Annotated in this window: 18 protein-coding genes and 1 tRNA gene; 7 read left to right on the forward strand and 12 right to left on the reverse strand. The window is 65.4% G+C overall.

Features of this window, described 5'->3' with window-relative positions; all coding sequences use genetic code 11:
* Window positions 1-8: 8 nt before the first annotated feature.
* Window positions 9-1,205 (reverse strand): cytochrome P450, encoded by a 1,197-nt coding sequence (locus V3G39_00750; protein XAS76591.1) that lies wholly within the window; start codon window positions 1,203-1,205, stop codon window positions 9-11.
* Window positions 1,206-1,368: 163 nt separating this feature from the next.
* Here V3G39_00750 and V3G39_00755 point away from each other — a divergent pair, with 163 nt between their 5' ends.
* Genes V3G39_00755 through V3G39_00765 form a run of 3 tightly spaced genes read left to right on the forward strand, consistent with a single transcriptional unit; the run spans window position 1,369 to window position 3,888 of the window.
* A complete protein-coding gene (locus V3G39_00755; GenBank protein XAS76592.1) occupies window positions 1,369-1,791 on the forward strand; it encodes a hypothetical protein in 423 nt (140 codons plus the stop codon).
* Window positions 1,788-2,417: a hypothetical protein gene (locus V3G39_00760; protein ID XAS76593.1), complete on the forward strand. Its 630-nt coding sequence runs from the start codon at window positions 1,788-1,790 to the stop codon at window positions 2,415-2,417. The genes V3G39_00755 and V3G39_00760 overlap by 4 nt, the downstream gene beginning before the upstream one ends.
* Before the next feature lie 34 nt (window positions 2,418-2,451).
* Complete coding sequence (locus tag V3G39_00765; GenBank protein ID XAS76594.1) at window positions 2,452-3,888, forward strand: hypothetical protein; 1,437 nt, start codon at window positions 2,452-2,454, stop codon at window positions 3,886-3,888.
* Between the two features lie 17 nt (window positions 3,889-3,905).
* Here V3G39_00765 and V3G39_00770 read toward each other — a convergent pair whose 3' ends face one another.
* From V3G39_00770 to V3G39_00800, 7 genes are read right to left on the reverse strand one after another with little or no spacing between them, the layout of a single operon-like run.
* Window positions 3,906-5,837, reverse strand: coding sequence for an ABC transporter ATP-binding protein (locus tag V3G39_00770; protein XAS78154.1), 1,932 nt, complete (start codon window positions 5,835-5,837; stop codon window positions 3,906-3,908).
* 23 nt (window positions 5,838-5,860) lie between these two features.
* Complete coding sequence (locus V3G39_00775) at window positions 5,861-7,591, reverse strand: ABC transporter ATP-binding protein (GenBank protein XAS76595.1); 1,731 nt, start codon at window positions 7,589-7,591, stop codon at window positions 5,861-5,863.
* A gap of 3 nt (window positions 7,592-7,594) precedes the next feature.
* Window positions 7,595-8,218: a TetR/AcrR family transcriptional regulator gene (locus V3G39_00780; GenBank protein ID XAS76596.1), complete on the reverse strand. Its 624-nt coding sequence runs from the start codon at window positions 8,216-8,218 to the stop codon at window positions 7,595-7,597.
* A 42-nt stretch (window positions 8,219-8,260) separates the two neighbouring features.
* On the reverse strand, window positions 8,261-8,914 hold the full coding sequence (locus V3G39_00785) for an alpha/beta hydrolase (protein XAS76597.1): 654 nt from the start codon (window positions 8,912-8,914) through the stop codon (window positions 8,261-8,263).
* Window positions 8,914-9,489, reverse strand: a complete 576-nt coding sequence (gene dcd / locus V3G39_00790; GenBank protein XAS76598.1) for a dCTP deaminase — start codon at window positions 9,487-9,489, stop codon at window positions 8,914-8,916. The genes V3G39_00785 and dcd overlap by 1 nt, the downstream gene beginning before the upstream one ends.
* A 37-nt stretch (window positions 9,490-9,526) precedes the next feature.
* Window positions 9,527-10,225: a response regulator transcription factor gene (locus tag V3G39_00795; GenBank protein XAS76599.1), complete on the reverse strand. Its 699-nt coding sequence runs from the start codon at window positions 10,223-10,225 to the stop codon at window positions 9,527-9,529.
* Complete coding sequence (locus V3G39_00800; GenBank protein XAS76600.1) at window positions 10,222-11,490, reverse strand: histidine kinase; 1,269 nt, start codon at window positions 11,488-11,490, stop codon at window positions 10,222-10,224. Before V3G39_00800 ends, V3G39_00795 begins: the two co-directional genes overlap by 4 nt.
* Window positions 11,491-11,525: 35 nt before the next feature.
* Between V3G39_00800 and V3G39_00805 the strand changes: the two genes are divergently transcribed.
* Together V3G39_00805 and V3G39_00810 are read left to right on the forward strand one after the other, a co-directional pair.
* Complete coding sequence (locus V3G39_00805) at window positions 11,526-12,419, forward strand: DUF4352 domain-containing protein (GenBank protein ID XAS76601.1); 894 nt, start codon at window positions 11,526-11,528, stop codon at window positions 12,417-12,419.
* A 91-nt stretch (window positions 12,420-12,510) separates the two neighbouring features.
* Window positions 12,511-12,581, forward strand: a tRNA-Gly gene (locus V3G39_00810).
* A 59-nt stretch (window positions 12,582-12,640) separates the two neighbouring features.
* Here the strand turns inward: V3G39_00810 and V3G39_00815 are convergent.
* The 4 genes from V3G39_00815 to V3G39_00830 are packed head-to-tail and all read right to left on the reverse strand — an operon-like array spanning window position 12,641 to window position 15,698.
* Window positions 12,641-13,189, reverse strand: coding sequence for a YbhB/YbcL family Raf kinase inhibitor-like protein (locus V3G39_00815; GenBank protein ID XAS76602.1), 549 nt, complete (start codon window positions 13,187-13,189; stop codon window positions 12,641-12,643).
* A 1-nt stretch (window position 13,190) separates the two neighbouring features.
* Window positions 13,191-13,682: a Fur family transcriptional regulator gene (locus V3G39_00820; protein XAS76603.1), complete on the reverse strand. Its 492-nt coding sequence runs from the start codon at window positions 13,680-13,682 to the stop codon at window positions 13,191-13,193.
* Window positions 13,679-14,674, reverse strand: a complete 996-nt coding sequence (cutA, locus tag V3G39_00825) for a divalent cation tolerance protein CutA (protein XAS76604.1) — start codon at window positions 14,672-14,674, stop codon at window positions 13,679-13,681. Before cutA ends, V3G39_00820 begins: the two co-directional genes overlap by 4 nt.
* Window positions 14,631-15,698, reverse strand: a complete 1,068-nt coding sequence (locus V3G39_00830) for a P1 family peptidase (GenBank protein XAS76605.1) — start codon at window positions 15,696-15,698, stop codon at window positions 14,631-14,633. Before V3G39_00830 ends, cutA begins: the two co-directional genes overlap by 44 nt.
* Before the next feature lie 136 nt (window positions 15,699-15,834).
* Between V3G39_00830 and V3G39_00835 the strand changes: the two genes are divergently transcribed.
* Both V3G39_00835 and V3G39_00840 read left to right on the forward strand, forming a co-directional pair.
* Window positions 15,835-17,691, forward strand: a complete 1,857-nt coding sequence (locus tag V3G39_00835) for an acyl-CoA dehydrogenase (protein XAS76606.1) — start codon at window positions 15,835-15,837, stop codon at window positions 17,689-17,691.
* A gap of 54 nt (window positions 17,692-17,745) precedes the next feature.
* Window positions 17,746-18,792, forward strand: coding sequence for an aldose epimerase family protein (locus tag V3G39_00840; GenBank protein ID XAS76607.1), 1,047 nt, complete (start codon window positions 17,746-17,748; stop codon window positions 18,790-18,792).

Genomic DNA, 18,792 nt, shown 5'->3' on the forward strand with positions numbered 1-18,792 from the left:
ACAACTTCTCACCGGCGCCGGGTGGGCGTGAAGACGATCGGGAATTGCAGGGCGCCGGTGTTGCCCGACACCGGTAGCCACCTGCCCGGCCCGTCCGGCGCGGCGTCGGGCATCCGGGCAGCCAACAGCGGGAGCGCAACAGCCATATCGGTACGGGCGACGAAGTGGCCCAGACAGTGGTGCACCCCGCCACCGAAGCCCAGGTGCGGCGGGCTCTGATCGACCCGGGTCACGTCGAATGACGGATCCGGCATCGCCCGCGGGTCGGTGCCGGCAGCATGCGAGAGTACCTGCACGATGCCTCCGGCGGGGATATGCACGCCGTGCAGATCCACGTCGTCAATGGCCTCCCGCGTCACCCAGGTGACGGTCGGGTTGACCCGCATCACCTCTTCCACGGCAGCGCGCCCCAGGTCAGGTCGCTGCCCGAGCAGTCGCCACTGATCGGGATAGGCCAACAGCGTCTGCAATGCCAACCCCAGCTGATTTCGGGTGGTTTCCATCCCGGCGAAAGCCAGGAACACCAGAGAGACCGACAACTCGCGACGGGTCAGTCGGGAGTCACCCTCGTGAGCCTTCAGCAGGGTGGTGACCAGATCGTCACGAGGATGTGCAGCACGGTCCTGGATGACGTCCTCTACATACCCCGTCAGACCGACAAGTGCCGCCTCGATCCGCGGCAGATCTTCGCGCAGATTGGTGCCGAAGGACTTGCCGAGGTCATCGGCCCAGTGCGCAACCTGGGGCCACTCGTCCGTCGGTAGCCCCAGCAGCACACAGAGGATGCGCGCGGCATACGGCTCGGCGAACTGCGACACGAACTCCACCTCGCCCTGCGGGGCGAATTCGTCGATGAGTTCGCTCGCGAGGGAGGTGAACCCCGGCTGCATCGCCTCGATCGTGCGGCGCCGGAATGCCGGGTTGAGCAGCCGCCTCAACCGCGTGTGGTCGGGGCCGTCGAGGCTGAGCAGCACCTCCTGCCACCATGCGACGAACGGTCCGTCGTGCACGCCGTTCTGCGCCGGCCACCGCGCGTTGCCCTGCCGGAACCTGCGGTCGGTGAGCAACGCACTGGCCTCCGCGTAACGCAACACCGCCCAGCCGTAGGGCGTCTGCGCGCACCAGTCCGCTGCACGGGCGGCATGCACCGAATCTGACGTGACGTCGCACGCGGGATCGGACAGGTCCAGGTAGCGCGGGCTCATCCCCGAATGCTGTCACTCGCGGGCCGACTCCGCAGATCTTCTACCCGACCGATCTCACCGATCTCACCGAGCACTGTCCACATCGCTGCACCCGCAGACACTTGTCCACACGTCGAATGGCGCCCGCAGCGGGTCCCACCTGCCGCAGACGACGCTGTCGGACATGTCAGCTGATGCAGAACAGATCCGAGTCGCGGCCCGTGCCGTCAGCCGGTTCGCGGGGGACGCGCGAGCGGCAGGGGTTGCCGTCACCGGCGCAGGTCATACCCGTTGGGAAAGCCTCGGCGCCAGGGAGTTCCGGGATCGCCTCGCCGAACGCCACCGCGAATTCAATTCTCGGGCGGGTGATCTGGAGGAGTTGAGCCGGTTGTTGATGAGCCATGCCCAGCATGTCGAGGCCAACCAGTTGGCCCTGTTGAAAGCCGCACTGGCCGTGGAGAAAACAGCAATCGCGGCTGCCGAACTTGCGGGGACGATCCAGCACGGAGCGAGTGATGCCGCGGACTACGCCGTGCAGTCGGGCAGGAACCTGCTCACCACCATGAACCCGTTGAACGGTCTGCACTCCATGGGCCGTGTTCGATGAGCACCGCGGTAGTGCAGCTTTCGGCTCCCAGCGACGAAGCACAGCAGTTGCAAGCCATGCTCGCGGTCACCTATCCGCGGATAGAGATCGTGGCTGCCACCCCGACGCGGGTCGTGTCGTTTCAGGCCATTTACCAGGACGACGATTTCGTACTGGCCGGCGGAGCCGTCGGGGGGCCAGTGGTGACCTGCGGGACCGGGCCGGCTGCCGGCCTACCTGGTGCGATCGGTCAGCTTCTGCAAGCCCTCAGCGCGGCGACGTCGATCCCCCTGACTCCCCGGTTCGGACAGGCTCCCGTGCTGGTACCCGATGCGCTGGTCCTGGCCGAAGACGTACGGGCGGGGGCGTTGGATGATCTGGTAACCGCTCTGCGGGTAGCTCACCTGGACCGTGTTCCGACGTGGTTGAGCGATATGGCTCATGGCGTCTGCGGGACCTTCCTCGTGCTGGTGACCGACGCCCACACGACTCGGATCGGTCTGCACCTGGTCGGACTTCCCAGCGGGTGGGGAGTGCTCGACGACACCGGCGGTGCGCTGTCGATGACGCCCCGGCACTTCGGGGACGTGCTCGTCGAACTGAACGAGATGTGCCTCATCGCCGCCTCGCTGGTCGTTGACCTGTGATGCGTGACGTGTGATCCGTGACGCGTGACGTGTGATGGATGACGGGCCAGTCGCAATCAGCGGTGGTGCGGGCTCGACGGAGGCCCACTACGACGACATGCTGACCAGTGCCAGATTGGTCGATACCGCTGGTGACGCGGCGAGGGATGCGCAGATCCGTCTGGTCCGGACGATGACTGCTCTACCTACCGCCGGCGCGGTCCTGTCACCGGGCTCTGCGCTGCAGGTAGCCGGTCAGGGCGCGCAGCTCACGATCGGATCCAGCAGTTTGATTGCGCTCGGCCTGGAACTGGAGATCATGGCGCGCGGGGTCCGCCTGAGCGTGCAGCTCTACCAGGCCAAGGACACGGCAGTTGCGGCCACCCTGACCACCTTCCACTTCGGCACTGCACTTCCTCATGTCGCAATCGTCCTGGCCGGCGTCGCCGATGTTGCGATCCACGAAACTGCACTGGACATCGTGCTCGGTCCGATCCGCGACCCGCACCGGTACCCGGTCAACCCCATTGCAGTATTCGCGCGACACTTCCAGACGCATCTGTCCGCCGCTGAGCGGCACGACCCGGGCATCGTGGACGATGCCGTCCGCGCAGCACGGATCATGACGTGGGGTGTGCCCGGAATGGGCGGCAGCTTCGAGCATCAGGTCGCGACCATCCTGGCGGCCGGCTCGCACGTGGGCCTACTTCGCGATTCCACCCCGGTGAGGGTGACCCCGGTGAGCACCGTCTCCACCGTCAGCCCTGCAGCTACCGGCAGTATCGCCGGGCTGGTCAAAGCCGAAGCGGATACCGAAAGCGCGGGGAACTCCGCACGATCACGGCTGACGGTTGATCACCGGGTGGACGCCCAGGGCCACGGCCACTGGGTGGTCAATGTCCCCGGCACCGAAAGCTGGTCACCGACGATGCCACCCAACCCCTCGGATGTGACCGCCAACCTACGCGGCATCGCAGGGGTGGACTCCAGCTTGTATCCGGCGGTGAGCACCGCACTTGCCATGGCGATGGCCGCGAAAGGCATCAAACCCGGCACCGAACCGGTCATGTTGGTCGGCCACAGCCAGGGCGGGATCCTGGCAGCGCGCCTCGCCGCCAACGCGCAGTTCCGCACCCGCTACAACGTCACCCACCTGCTGACCATCGCGGCCCCGGAGTCGCGGATCACGATCCCGAAATCGGTGCAGGCACTGTCCATCGAGCACACCGCAGACCCCGTGCCACGGCTGGACACGATCGGCAGAACCGACGCCAAGAACCGCATCCGAGCCGTCATCGATCCCCGATCTTCGATGGATCCCACAAAAAAGGGCCTGATCGACGAGCACGACGGGCAGCTGTATGCCAGGACCGCCAAGAGGTACCTGGGCCCGGACAACACAAACCCGACGCTACGTCGTTGGTACACCGACACACACGGCTTCATGAATGGGACCGGCGACCGGTACACCTACAACCTCAGTCGTCCATGAAGAGTTACTTCCGGCCATCAGACGCCGACGGTTTCCTCCTCATCCACGGCGGCACCTTCGAACTGCGACATGTAGAGCCGGTAGTACGCGCCGCGTTCCTGCATCAGCTGTTCGTGCCCACCCTGCTCGACGATCGCGCCGTCCTGCATCACCAGGATGGTGTCGGCATCCCGGATCGTCGAGAGCCGGTGTGCGATCACGAAACTGGTCCGATCCGACCGCAGCGCAGCCATCGCCTGCTGCAACATCACCTCGGTGCGGGTATCGACCGACGAGGTTGCTTCGTCCAGAATCAGCAGCGCCGGGTCCGCCAGGAACGCCCGGGCAATGGTGATCAGCTGGCGTTCACCGGAGGACAGATTCGAGGCTTCCTCGTCGATCACCGTGTCGTACCCGTCGGGCAGTGCGCGAACGAACCGGTCCACGAACGTCGCCTCGGCGGCAGCCAGGATCTCTTCGTCACTGGCGCCGATGCGGCCGTAGGCGATGTTCTCCCAGATCGTGCCGTGGAAGAGCCAGGTGTCCTGCAGGACCATCCCGATGCGGGACCGAAGCTGCGAGCGCGGCACCGACGCGATGTCGATCCCGTCGAGCCGGATCGCTCCGCTGCTCAGATCGTAAAAGCGCATCACCAGGTTCACCAGCGTCGTTTTTCCGGCACCTGTCGGTCCTACGATCGCCACTGTCCGGCCCGGCTGGACCTGCAGCGACAGGTGCTGGATGAGGGGACGGTCGGCCTCGTACCCGAAGGACACATCCTCAAAATCCACCCGGCCGATGGTGTGGCCCAGCTTCCCTGTCCCATCTGTACTTTCTTCGGGAGCATCCAGCACCTCGAAGACCCGCTCGGCGCTCGCGACCCCGGACTGCATCAGATTGACCATTGACGCCAGCTGGGTCAGCGGCTGGGTGAACTGCCGCGTGTACTGGACGAACGCGGTGACTTCGCCCAGCGTCATCGTGCCGGACGCTATCCGCAAGCCGCCGAGCACACATACGACGACGTACTGCAGGTTGCCGACGAACATCATGATCGGCATCACCAGGCTGCTGATGAACTGGGCGCGGTAACTGACATCGCGTAGTTCGGCGTTCTTCTCATCGAACGCTGCCCGCACCTGGGGAGTACGACCGAAGACCTTGACGAGTTCGTGCCCGCTGAAAGTCTCCTCGATCTGCGCGTTGAGCTCACCGGTGTGTTTCCACTGAGCCACGAAATAACGCTGCGAGCGCTTCATCACCGCGCGGGTCACCAGCATGACCAACGGAATGGCGATCATCGCGATCAGCGTCAACCACCACGAAATGGTCAGCATCATCGCGACCACCCCGAAAACGGTCAGCCCGTTCACGAACAGTTGGCTCAACGTCTGCTGCATCGACTGGCCGATATTGTCGATGTCATTGGTAACGCGCGAGAGCAGTTCGCCCCGCGGCTGACCATCGAGGTACCGCAGTGGCACCCGGCCGACCTTGTCCTCGACCTCGCTGCGCAGGGCGCACATGGTGCGTTGGATCGAACGGTTCAGCAATCGGGCCTGCACCAGTTGGGTGCCCGAGGCAAACAGGTAGCACCCGAGCACGATGAGCAGGACCCGGGCCACCTGTCCGAAGTCGATACCGATCCCGGGCACGAGGTGCAGACGGTCCAGCATGTCTGCGTAGGTGCTCTCACCGCGTGCCCGCAGACCGGCCACTACGCTCTGCTTGCTCGCGCCGGCCGGTAGTCGGCCCGATATGGCACCGGAATTGATGGCGTCGACTGCGGTGCCGAGGATCCTCGGCGCAATGACGCTCAGCGTGACCGAGGCGATGGTCAACACGAACACCGCGATCATGCTGGCGCGCTCGGGCCGCAGCAGGCCCACGAGCCGGCGGCTGGAACCCTTGAAGTCCTGCGTCTTCTCAGCCATCCCCACGCCCATTCCTGGGCCGCCCTGCCGCCGCATCGGCGGACGATGGCTCTGGGTGCTCATGCCGCCTCCTGCACTCGCTGGGACTGGACGATTTCCCGGTAGGTCGGGCAGCTCCGGGCAAGTTCGTCGTGTGTGCCCACTCCCACCACGGCGCCGCCATCGAGCACCACGATCTGGTCGGCCTCAGCGATGGTTGAAATTCGTTGCGCGACAATAAAAACTGTCGCATCGCGAAGTTTGGGTGCCAGCGCTGTGCGCAACCGTCTGTCCGTTGCCAGGTCGAGCGCCGAGAACGAATCATCGAACAGATAGATGCGTGGCGAAGCGACCAGCGCGCGGGCAATACACAGTCGCTGACGCTGACCACCGGACAGATTGCTGCCGCCCTGATTGACGGGGGCATCCAGCCCACCGTCCAGGCCCTGCACGAAGTCGGTGGCCTGCGAGATCGCAATGGCTTCCCACAGCTGCTCATCGGTGACCTCGGGGTTGCCGTAGCGAAGGTTCGAGGCAATGGTTCCGCTGAAGAGATACGGCTGTTGCGGCACGATCCCGACGTGGCCCCACAAGTCGTTCGGATCCATGTCGCGCACGTCGACGCCGTCGACGCTGACGCTGCCTTCACTCGCGTCGAACAGTCGGGCCACCAGCGAGATCAGCGTCGACTTACCCGACCCGGTGGAGCCGATCACGGCGACAGTCTGCCCGGGGCGCGCCGTCAGGTTGACCCCCTGCAAGACCGGCTTGTCCGCGCCTGGATACTGCATCGACACACCCTCGAACCGGACGATCCCGCTGACCTCGTCCGGGACGACAGCATGTAACGGTGGCCGCACGGAGGGCTGAGTCTGCAGCACCTCTTGGATCCGCTCGGCGGCGACCGCCGCACGCGGGATCAACATGAACATGAATGTCGCCATCATCACCGAACTCAGAATCTGGATCAGATACGTCATGTACGCGGTCAGCGAGCCGATCTGGATCTGGCCGCTGCCGACCTGATGCCCGCCGAACCACCAGACCGCCACCGTCGAGAAGTTCATCACGAGCAACACGGTGGGAAACAGTGATGCCATGAGGTATCCGACACGGGTCGAGGTGTCGGTCAGCTCCTCGTTCGCCTTCGCGAAACGGGTCCGCTCGTACGGTTCCCGGACAAAGGCCCGGATTACCCGGACCCCCGAAAGATGCTCGCGCAGCACCCGGTTCACCGCATCGACACGCACCTGCATCTGTCGGAACCCGGGAACCATCCGGCGCACGATCAGCCCGACGGACACCCCGAGGGTAACCATCGCGACGATCATCAACGGTGCGAGCGGGGCGTCCTCACGTAGCGACATGACCACTGCGCCGACCATCATGATCGGCGCCGAGACCATCAGCGTGCAGGCCATCAGCAGCACCCGTTGGACCTGTTGAACATCGTTGGTGTTGCGGGTGATCAACGACGGGGCGCCGAACTGGTTGACCTCCCGAGCCGAGAACTGGGTGACCTTCCCGAAGATCGCCCCCCGCACGTCGCGTCCGAACGACATAGCGATCATCGACCCGAAGAATGCCGACGCCACTGCTGCACCCACCTGTACGACTGTGATGAGCAGCATCCAGCCGCCGAGCCGCCAGATCAGACCCGTGTCACCGCGGGCGACGCCGTTGTCGAGGATGTCAGCGTTCAGCCCCGGCAGATACAGCTGGCAGGCGACGCTCATCAGTTGGGCGATGACCAGTGCAACCAGTAGCGCTGCAAACGGCCGAAGGTAGTGCCGCAGTAGACGAGCCAACATTGTTCAGGCCTTCCGTGCGGATAGAGCCGATGACCCCGGTCGCCGCAACGCTCCGTACAGCAGGATGTCGACCGTCTGCTCGGGCGTGAGCGTGCGGCCGTGTGCAATTTCGTGATGACTTCCGGCAAAGGCCAACAGACGCACGATATGGACGAATTCCGCTACCGGCAGTGCGAGTTCGCCTTCGTGTCGCTCCAACAGCTGATGCAGTACTGACGCCGTGTCAGCACGGATTCGATCGGCGGATTCGCTGACTACGTGTCCCGGTGGCGCGCTCAGCCCCAGTGCTCTCATAATTTTGAAAGTGGCGCCGAGCCGGGCGTGGAGCACGCGGACGATATCGACGAGCAGGTCCCGCAACGGCTGCTCCGCGTCTATCCGGCTCAGTTGCCGCAAGAACTGCCCCGGATCGAAGGTGCGCTGCACGACAGCCGCGCGCAGCTCTTCTTTCGTGGCGAATACCCGAAAGATGGTGCCTTCGGCGATGTGCGCGGCCTGGGCGATCTGCCGTGTCGTGGGCATCGTTTCGTGCTCACGCATCGCCTCGATGGTCGCCTCCACAATCGCCGCCCTACGTGCCTCAGGAGTCATTGCGGCAGCGCGGCGCGACGTCGGCGGTACAGGCATACTCGCGAATCTAACATGAGTGAGCACTCACTCATGTCGGCACTACGTAGTGACGTCGCGCAGCGTTCGGGTGAGGAAGCGTGCTGCCATCGAATGCACCCGACCCGCGCGCCACATCAGCGGATGCGACCCGCTGACCGACTCGAACCGCGCATCTCCGCCGGCCTGCTGAATCCGACGCACCAGATCCTCGGACGCTTCGGCATCGGTGACCGTGTCGATGGAGCCGTGCACGACAAGCGTGGGCTTGCCCAGAAAGTCGTGCCCGTTGTAGGCATCCGACATCCAGGGGGCCAGTGATACGACGCTGCGGACCTCCGGACGCGTGACCACCGCAAACGCCAACCGGCCGCCGAGCGAGTGTCCGAGCAGACCGATCGGTAACCCGGGGTAGGTCGCAACCAGCCGGTCCAGTGCCCATTCGGCGTCCAGAATCGGCGAGCCGGCAGCGCCGTTCCAACCTCGAACGGCATTGCGCAGCAGCGCAACTTTGAGGTGGCCACCGGTGCGCCCGTGAATCGCGCGCGCAGCCAGGACCAGCCGCAGGTACCCGGGGTCGAATCTCGGCGTCGGCACCATGCTGCGCGGTGCGCCCCCGTGCAACGCGAGCACAATGCCTCGGGCCCGATATGCCGAGGGAAGTATGAGATGCGGTTGCGCGCCGTCATGCCTGGGGCCGACCTCCGTGCGCGCCACTAGACCTGTGTGCGGTGGAAGTTGCTGAACGACCGGCTGGCTGTGGGGCCGCGCTGGTTTTGGTAGTGCGAGCCGTACTTCGCGCTGCCGTAGGGGTTCTCGGCAGGGGAGGACAGCTGGAAGAAACACAGCTGTCCGATCTTCATGCCCGGCCACAGTTTGATCGGCAGAGTCGCGACGTTGGACAGTTCCAACGTCACGTGACCGCTGAATCCCGGGTCGACAAATCCCGCCGTCGCGTGGGTCAACAGGCCGAGACGCCCGAGGCTGGACTTACCCTCCACTCGCGCTGCGACGTCGTCGGGCAGCGTGACCTGCTCATACGTCGAGCCGAGCACGAATTCTCCCGGGTGCAACACGAAGGGCTCGCCCGGCTCAGCTTCCACCAACCGGGTCAGATCGGCCTGGTCGGCCGCCGGGTCGATGAACGGGTATTTGTGATTGTCGAAGAGCCGGAAATACCGGTCCATCCGGATGTCGATACTGGAGGGCTGGATCATCGTCGCGTCGTACGGGTCGATGCGGACCCGCCCCGCGTCGATCTGCGCGCGGATGTCGCGATCTGAGAGAAGCACAGGGCGAGATTACCGGGCCAACCAGGCAGGTCTGCCCTCAACCGGACTCCGCGAGAGTGGCAAGGACCGCGATACCGACCCGGTTACGCACTCCCAACTTGAGTTGAGCGCTGGCGAGATGGGTCTTGATAGTGGCCTCGCTCAGGAAGAGCTCGGCAGCGATCTCACCGTTGCTGAGTTCACGGGCAACGGCCCGCGCCACGGCGAATTCGCGCGGGGTGAGCTGGGTGAAGGCAGCCCTGGCCAGTTCGCGATCCCGTGAAGACGGTGTTGCAACCTGTTCGAAAAGCGCTCCGACGCTCGCCGCTGAGAGCGCCCCCCGACCCGCGTCAACATCGCGGACGGCATCAATGATGTGCCCGGGAGAGGCCGTCTTCAGCAGGAATCCGGCGGCCCCTGCCCGCACCGACCGCACGACTACATCGTCCAGATCGAACGTGGTCAGCATGATCACACGCGGTGCACCAGGCAGCTGCGCGATGGCCCTCGATGTGGTGATGCCGTCCTGCCGCGGCATTCGCACATCCATCATCACCACGTCGGGCGCCGTACGAGCAATCGCCGGGATGGCCTGGTCACCGTCGTGCACGGCTTCGACCACATCAATGTCGCCCGCTGCCTCCAGAATCATCCGCAGGCCCTGACAGACCAGCGGATCGTCGTCGACCAGTAGGACCCGGATATGACGACCCGCCGCACTCGGCGCTGTCCAGCTGGGTGTGTCGGCAGAACTCACGCCGGACCGCCCTTGTTCAACCGAGCCCACGGCAACAGCATCGCCACCCGGAAGGCGCCCTGCGGGTCGATGGTCGCGCGGAACTGACCGCCACAGTCTTCAACCCGCTCGCGGATCCCGGTCAGCCCGTTTCCCATTACCAGCTGTGCCCCGGAGTGCGGCCGACACCAGTTCGTGGTGACCACCTCGATTCCCGATTCCGGGGAACCCTGGACATTCAAACGTACCGGCGTGCCCGGCGCGTGCTTGCGCGCGTTCGTCAACAGCTCTTGGATGATGCGGTACGTGGTGTGACTGATCTGTGGGTGCAGCGTGGCCGCCTGGTCGATGAAAATGGAGGACAACACCGAATTGCCCGCGTCCAGTGATTCGGAGACCAACATTGGTATGTCTGCCACCGTGCGTACCTGCTCGGCGACGTCAGGCGAGTCCGGTGTCCGCAGCACAGTAAGCAGCGAACGCAGGTCGGCCATCGACTGCTGGGCGCCGTCTCGAACCAGCGCTGCGCTCTGCGCCATGCGGGGATCGGCGCCGGCCGACACCTCCAGCGCTCCTGCGTGCAGGCAGAGAAGAGAGAGTCGATGGCCGAGCACGTCGTGAACTTCCCGTGCGATCCTCTCGCGCTCGGCCTGTCGGGCGACCTCCGAGCCGAGGATGTCCAGTTTCAACCGCGAAGCGTTGCCGGTCTCCTGTGCTGCGGTGAGTTGGCGGCGGGCTCGGATCGCGACCGCGATCAACACCGTCGAACCCACCAGGACGGCACTGACCAGGGCCACCAGCCACCACGGGAACTCCCGACCCGGATCAATGGTGAAGATCGAGCGCCAGAACGACTGCACCGGGTAGCGACCTCTGGTGTCACGTCGCACTGACACCACAACCGCGGCGATCACCGCGATCACGGTGACCGGGACCTGCCAGTCACGGACCAGAACCACCACCGTGACGAGGCCCACCAGGGGCAGGAATCCGTCGATGGGCAACACGACGGAGGCTGCGCAGGCCGCGAGGGTCAATGGGACCGGCCATCGGCGGCGCCATACGAAGAGGACGATCAGGACGACGTCCAGGGTGAGGGCAACACCTTCGAGTGCATTCGTAGGGATCGTGGCGCCCTGCAGTGTGATTCCAGCACGGCGAGCGCCGGCTGCAGAGATCGCCAGAACACCACTGCAGACGGCGGCAATGACGATCAGCGTCGTGCGTACCGTGCTCCACCGCAGCCGGGATCGCCACCACGAGATAAGCAATCCGGCAGGCTCCATCCGCCCAATGTAGGGCCGGGGTCAGACAACTGACGATGACCGATCGGTTGGACCATGCTGCTGCGAATCCACCGATCGGCCAGGATGCTTCGAGCCGGTCGGCCGATGTGCCGGACCACCTGTTGACGCTGGACTTGAGTCACTCAGTCATCGACCCAGCGGGAGACACGACCATGTCCGACCAGTACCCACCCTCGAACGGCAACCAGCCCTCATGGGGTCCAGGAAACCCACCCGGGAACGGTGGCGGCCCACCGAAGGGGAACTGGAACCCGCCCTCGCCTCCCGCGCCGCCGGCCCCGAAGCGCAACTGGTTCGCGCGGCACAAGATCCTCACCGGCATCGGGGCCCTGATTCTGATCGCTGCTGCGGCATCTGCGGCGGGCGGCGGCGGATCGAGCGCTGCATCAGGATCCCCTTCGTCGGACACATCCATCTCCACAGCCGGTCCGACATCCGCGAAGAGCGCAGCGAGCACCCCGAAAACGTCATCTTCGCCGACAAAGAAGCCCACCGAGGCCAGCGCACGCAAACCAGGGATCGGTGCCCCCGTCAAGGACGGCAACCTGCAGTTCGTAGTGACCAAGGTCCGGACCGGGGTATCTCAGGTCGGCGATGAGTACCTCAACCAGAAGGCCCAGGGCCAGTACGTCCTGATCTCGATCACGGTGACAAACGTCGGTAAGAAATCCGAGACGTTCTCCGATTCGGATCAGAAGGTGCAGGATGCACAAGGCCGCACCTTCAGCGCGGACAGCGCCGCAGGGATCTACCTCAAGGACAACCAGGTCCTGTTCGAGACGATCAATCCCGGAAACAGCGCACGTGGGGTACTCGCCTTCGACATGCCCGTCGGTGCCACACCCGTGTCGATCACCCTGAAAGATCTGTCGCTGTTCTCCGGCGGCACCACGGTCGCGCTGAAGTAGCCGAATCCGATTGCCCCAGTGCTGATCTCACACATCACGACCTCCCGCGATTACCCGGCCCGGGCGCGCCGGTGTATCGTCTGGCAGGTTCGCGAGTGTAGTTCAGTGGTAGAACATCAGCTTCCCAAGCTGAATATGCGAGTTCGATTCTCGTCACTCGCTCTACGCAGCAAAAGCGCCCCGCCCGACAAACCTGTCGGGCGGGGCGCTTCGCGTGGCGCTCAGGACTGGTGGGTGCCCATCAGCACGGCCCGGCCGAGGCCCTTGAAAACCAGGTTGAACGCGACAATTGTCGGTGAGACCGACGCGTCGACGCCGAGGGTTTTCGCGCCTACGGCATGTACGACGAAGTAGTAACGGTGCGCGCCATCGCCTTCGGGTGGCGCGGCACCGGTGAAGGCGAAACTGCCGGCGTCGTTGCGGACATGGAAGGAGGCACCGGGCGTCTGTGCACCCTCTGCGCCGGCTCCGGCGTCCAGGGAGGTCACCGACGCCGGCACATCCACCAGCGTCCAGTGCCAGAACCCGGACGGGGTCGGTGCATCCGGATCGAAGCAACTCACGACGTAGGACTCGGTGCCCTCCGGCGCACCGGACCACGACAACTGCGGCGAGGTATCTCCACTGGCGGCAACCTGCCCGGATTTCAGCGGCTCGCCGTGAGTGACGTCATCGCTGGTGAGGGTGAACGACGCCACCTTGGGCAGCGAATCGTATGGGTCGGGGGCTACGGGGCGTTCGAAGTTCGGCATGCCCTCGACAGTACCCACGTCAGTGATGCTCGGGATGAGCCCCGTGCTCCCTGCCCCCGGTGCGACACTCCGAACAGATGCCCAGCAGTGCGGCGTGATCGGGCACGAGATCGAAGTCCAGCTCCTCGCGCACCCGCTGCTGCAGCCCTTCCAGCCACCCGACAGGGATGTCGAAGAACCGCAGACAGACCGTGCACTGCAGGTGCGCGTGCTCCGGATGGGTGCTCTCGCCCGATACCGACGGTGCCACGTGGTAGATCGTCGGCCCACCCGGCACGTGGGTATGCGCGATGACCCCGATGGACGCCAGCGACTGCAAGGTGCGGTAGACAGTCGCCCTGTGCACCCCCGACTCGCGGGCGTCGACCTGCGTCGCGATCGCCTCGGCGTCCAGATGCCCACGACTCAGGTCCAGGACCTCCAACACCGCACGACGGGCCGGCGTGACCCGCTCACCGGTCTCGCGTAGCTGTTCCAATGCTTTTCGCACCGCGTCCGATTCGCCGATCATGATGCACCACGTTCCATCAGTGTGCCCAGGGTGGATCGCAGCTTGGAGGCAATCGTTGCCTGACGCACTCCGCGCGCCGCGAGATGATCGGTGACGCCGTCCAGGAAAGCGATCCCACCGTGCACGAGCTCGACCTCCATCTCGTGCCAGGACCGGTCCTGTTCCGGGTCGATGAAGTTACGCGCCGTGACGAGGTCATCACAGGTCGTCGCCAGGTGGACGCCACCACCACTCAGATCCCATTCAGTACGCCGGGTATCGACACGGCACACCGGGTGTACCGCCCGATCCGCGATGACCGTCGCCAGGTGGTCACGGAAGAGCTGCGGCAGCGTGCCGTCGTCCTGCACCGAGTCCAGCGGCAGCCAGATCTCCTCGCGGGCGTCCTCGCCGCGCGGCAGCTTCAGGTGCCACCCGGCATCGGTGCCACCGAGGCGGCGCCGCACTGTGATGCCCTGCCGCGCAAGGGTCACGTCGTCGGTATCGAAATACGTTGCCACGAGATGGAACCGACGCTCCCCGGACACCACGCTGACTGCCGGCCAATCCGCGGGGTCCGGTGGCTGCTGCTCGTCCTCCAGCGAGAACTTCCGCTCGATCTCCAGATGGGAGGTCGGCGTGACGCGGACACTCTGGCGCAACCACTCGGCGTACGCCGGGTCGATCGCCACCAGCGGGATGGCCACGATCGAGGGGGCCGGCTCGCTGTGCAGATCGCGTACCCGATCAGCCAACACCTCGAACGCCGCGCTGGTGGTCGCCGCGAACAGCAGGACCTCGCGACGGTGGCTCACCTCGCCGGGGGCAGTGCGATAGATCGACGTCGTCGGGGCCAACTGCTGAATGCCGGCAGCAAGACCCTCGGCGACGAGGGCCTCCGCGATACGTAATGCCTGCTCCTCGTCCACCGCGGTGATCTGAACCTGCACGAACTGCGACGTCACGTCGTCATCCTTGCTCATCATCGGCGTGCGGCTCGCAATGTGCGTCACGGTAGGACGTCATCTGCCCGAGAGTCCGCGCCGCGAGCGCAGCATGACCGATGGCGCGCGTCACGCAATCAGCGGCTGCTTCCAGGATGCCGTGCATGCCGGCGGCATCCGGCGCGTCCCGGGAACCGGTCGCGAGCGTGAAGACCGTGTCGCCGTCCAGCATGGTGTGCACCGGCCGCACGGCACGGGCCAGCCCGTCGTGCCCGATGCCCGCGACCTTCTGACATTGCGCTTTGGTGAGGCGGGCGTCGGTAACGATGACCGCGAGTGTGGTGGCGCGGCCGGGTTGCAGGTCGTCGCCGCCCGACCGTTCTGCCGCCGCCTCCCACGAATGCGCCGGACGTGCGTGCTCGTGCGGGTGCAGGCCCTCGAACTCGCCCGCGAGGCCGAACCGAGCGGCATACAACTCACCGGTCCTCGCATCCACGGCGGAGCCGAACGCGTTGGCCACCACGAGAGCGGCCACAACGGTGCCATCGGCCAGCAGCTGGCTGGCCTCACCGACTCCGCCCTTCAGCTCGCCGAGTTTGGCTCCGGTGCCCGCACCGACGCAGCCCTGCGGCCGTACACCTGACTCGCCGTCACCTGACATGCGTGCGTCGGTGTAGGCCTCCTGACCGAAGCTCGCGTCCGGCCGCGTCCAGTACTGACCCCCGCGCAGCAGGTCGAAGATGACGGCTGCGGGCACGATCGGCACCACCTGGCCGGGCGCCCCGATCCGGAAGCCGACGCCCGCCTGCGCCAGTTCATGCATCACCCCGTCAGCCGCTGCCAGCCCGAACGCCGAGCCGCCGGACAACACGATCGCGTCGACGCGGTCGATGACGTTACGCGGATCCAGGAGGTCGGTCTCCCTCGTGCCGGGCGCACCGCCGCGCACGTCGACACCCCCCGTCGCACCGCCGGTGGGCGCCAGGATGCACGTCGAACCGGTCAGCCAACCATCGCCGACGCGCTGGTAGTGACCGACGCCGATGCCGGGCACGTCGCTCAGGGAGTTGGTCGGGCCTGCCGCTGGACTCACTTCGGCATCGTCGCACGCGGTCCCGCACGCGTGGCGGTCCCGAGTCGACACCACCCCGCTCGGGTCGGACTACTCACCGGTAGGAGTATTGTTACTCACCAGTATTCGCGAGACCACCATCTTCAGGAGTTGGCCGATGAGCCATTACAAAGCCAATGTGCGCGACCTCGAGTTCAATCTCTTCGAGGTCTTCGGCCGGGGTGAGATCCTCGGCCGCGGGCCCTACGCGGAGGTCGACGTCGAGACCGCCACTGAGATGCTCACGCAGATGGCCGTCCTCGCCGAGGGTGAACTCGCGGCTTCCCTGGTCGACAGCGACCGGAATCCGCCGGTATTCGACCCCGGGACCAACTCCGTGACGATCCCGGAAAGCTTCAAGAAGAGTTACGCGGCCTACCAGGAGTCCGGCTTCTGGGGCGTCGACCTGCCCGCTGAGCTCGGGGGCACCGTCGTACCCCCGTCACTGAAATGGGCGCTCGGCGAACTGGTGCTCGGTTCCAACCCGGCGGTCTTCATGTATGCGGCCGGATACTCCTTCGCCAAGCTCCTCTACCTGATGGGCACGCCGGATCAGCAGAAGCTGGCTCAGCACGTCGTTGACCAGCACTGGGGCGCGACCATGGTGCTGACCGAGCCGGACGCCGGTTCGGATGTCGGCGCCGGAGCCGCGAAGGCCGTGCAGCAGCCCGACGGCACCTGGCACATCACCGGCGTCAAGCGCTTCATCACCTCCGCCGAGCACGACATGACAAGCAACATCGTGCACTTCGTGCTGGCCCGACCCGAAGGCGCCGGAGCGGGCACCAAGGGTTTGTCGCTCTTCGTCGTACCGAAGTTCCACGTCGACATCGAGACCGGTGAACTGGGCGAGCGCAACGGCGCGTACGTCACCAATGTCGAACACAAGATGGGCATCAAGGTCTCCACCACGTGCGAGGTCACCTTCGGCGACAGGCAACCCGCGGTAGGCACTCTGCTGGGCGATGAGCACAACGGCATCGCGCAGATGTTCCGTGTCATCGAGAACGCCCGAATGCTGGTTGGCACCAAGGCGATCGCCACGCTGTCAACCGGCTACCTCAATGCGCGCGAGTTCGCCAAAGTACGCGTACAGGGCGCTGACATGACCAACGGCGCCAAAGACGCGCCGCGCGTCACCATCACCCACCACCCCGATGTACGACGCTCGTTGATGCTGCAGAAGTCCTACGCCGAGGGATTACGCGCTTTGATGATCTACACCGCGACCCAGCAGGACATCGTCGATGCGGAGATGCTCACCACCGGTTCGGAGCAATTCGGTGCAGCATCCCCCGCGCTGCCGGCCTCGAAGCTGAACGATCTGCTGCTGCCGCTGGTCAAGGGAGTCGGTTCCGAGCGTGCGTGGACCCTGCTGGGTTCGGAGTCCCTGCAGACGTTCGGCGGCTCGGGTTTTCTGGAGGACTACCCGATCGAGCAGTACGTCCGCGACGCGAAGATCGACACGCTCTACGAAGGCACCACCGCCATCCAGGGCATGGACTTCTTCTTCCGCAAGATCGTCAAGGACCAGTTCGCGGCCCTCGGGATGCTTGCAGAGCAGATCCTGCAGACGGTCAAGGGCGGAGCCGGTGACGACAGCCTCGGGCGCGAACGCGAGCTGCTTGGTCAGGGCGTCGAGAACGTGCAGGCGATGGTGGAGAACATGGCGATGACGGCGATGAAGTCCATCGACGGCGAGCCGGACGCTATCTACAAGGTCGGTCAGAACACGACCCGCCTGCTGCTGGCGGCCGGCGACCTCACTATCGCGTGGCTGCTGGTGCGTCAGGCCGAGGTGGCGCAGGCCCGCCTGGATGCCGGCGACGCAGGTCGCGACGAGGCGTTCTATCAGGGCAAGGTCGCGGCAGCGCATTTCTTCACCACGACCGTGCTGCCCCGACTGACCTCCGACCGGGAGATCGTGGAAGCAATGGACAACGACCTCATGACGCTGCCCGAAAACGCTTTCTAGACCTGAGCGCCCCTGCCCTGGTGCACGCGGTCTCTGGTGAGAGACTTCGTCGTTGTGATTGAGAAGACGACGTCTGCCCTCGTTAACCATGACGTCGAGGTCATCACGATCTCGACGGGGGCGGGTACTGCGGTCCTGACGAATCTAGGCGCCCGGTTGCTCGAACTGCACCTCCCGGACAGGAACGGCAAGCTCGCCGACATCGTCCTGCAGCGGCCGAGCCTGGCCGATCTCGTCGACGACGACACCTACATGGGGTCCACGGCTGGTCGCTGCGCCAACCGGATCCGTGGTGGCGAATTACGTATCGACGGGACTGACCACCAGCTCTCTCTCAACGAGGGTTCCCACCATCTGCACGGTGGAACCCACGGCTTCGACCAGCAGATCTGGGCGGTCACGTCGGACGGCGCCGACGCTGAAGTGACCTTCAGTCGTGTCTCACCCGGCGGCGAGGAGGGCTACCCCGGTGTACTCACCACCGACGTCACCTACCGGTTCGACGGCGCGAGCCTGAGCATCCAGATCCGGGCGACCACTGACGCGAGCACCGTGGTCAACATCGTCAACCATTCCTACTTCAACCTCGCAGGCCACGAGAGCGGAGACGTCCTGGGCCATCTCCTACAGGTCCACGGGTCGTACTACACGCCCGTCGACGCAGAGCTGCTGCCGACCGGGGAGATCCGCGCGGTTGCCGGCACGCCGTACGACTTTCGCGAGCCCACCGCGATCGGAGCCCGGATCCACGACGTGGTCAACGCTGCGGCCGGCCGGGTCTCGTCCGGTGATGTGGGCTACGACCACAACTGGGTGCTGGCCGGCACCGGTATGCGCGAGGTGGTCAGGGTCAGCGATCCGGGCAGCGGCCGGACGATGACCTTGAGCGCCGACCAACCCGGCGTTCAGATCTACACCGGCGGCTACCTGGCCGACGTCAGCGCGAAGGCCCCGGCGGGCAAGTACGCCGCTTTCGCCGGTTTCACGTTGGAGACGCAGACCTTTCCCGACGCGGTCCACCACTCGCACTTCCCGCAGCGGGTACTACATCCGGGTGAGACCTACCTGCACCGCATGCGGTTCGACTTCACCACCGCCTGA

It is taken from the genome of Dermatophilaceae bacterium Sec6.4 (assembly GCA_039636865.1).
Lineage (GTDB): Bacteria > Actinomycetota > Actinomycetes > Actinomycetales > Dermatophilaceae > Allobranchiibius.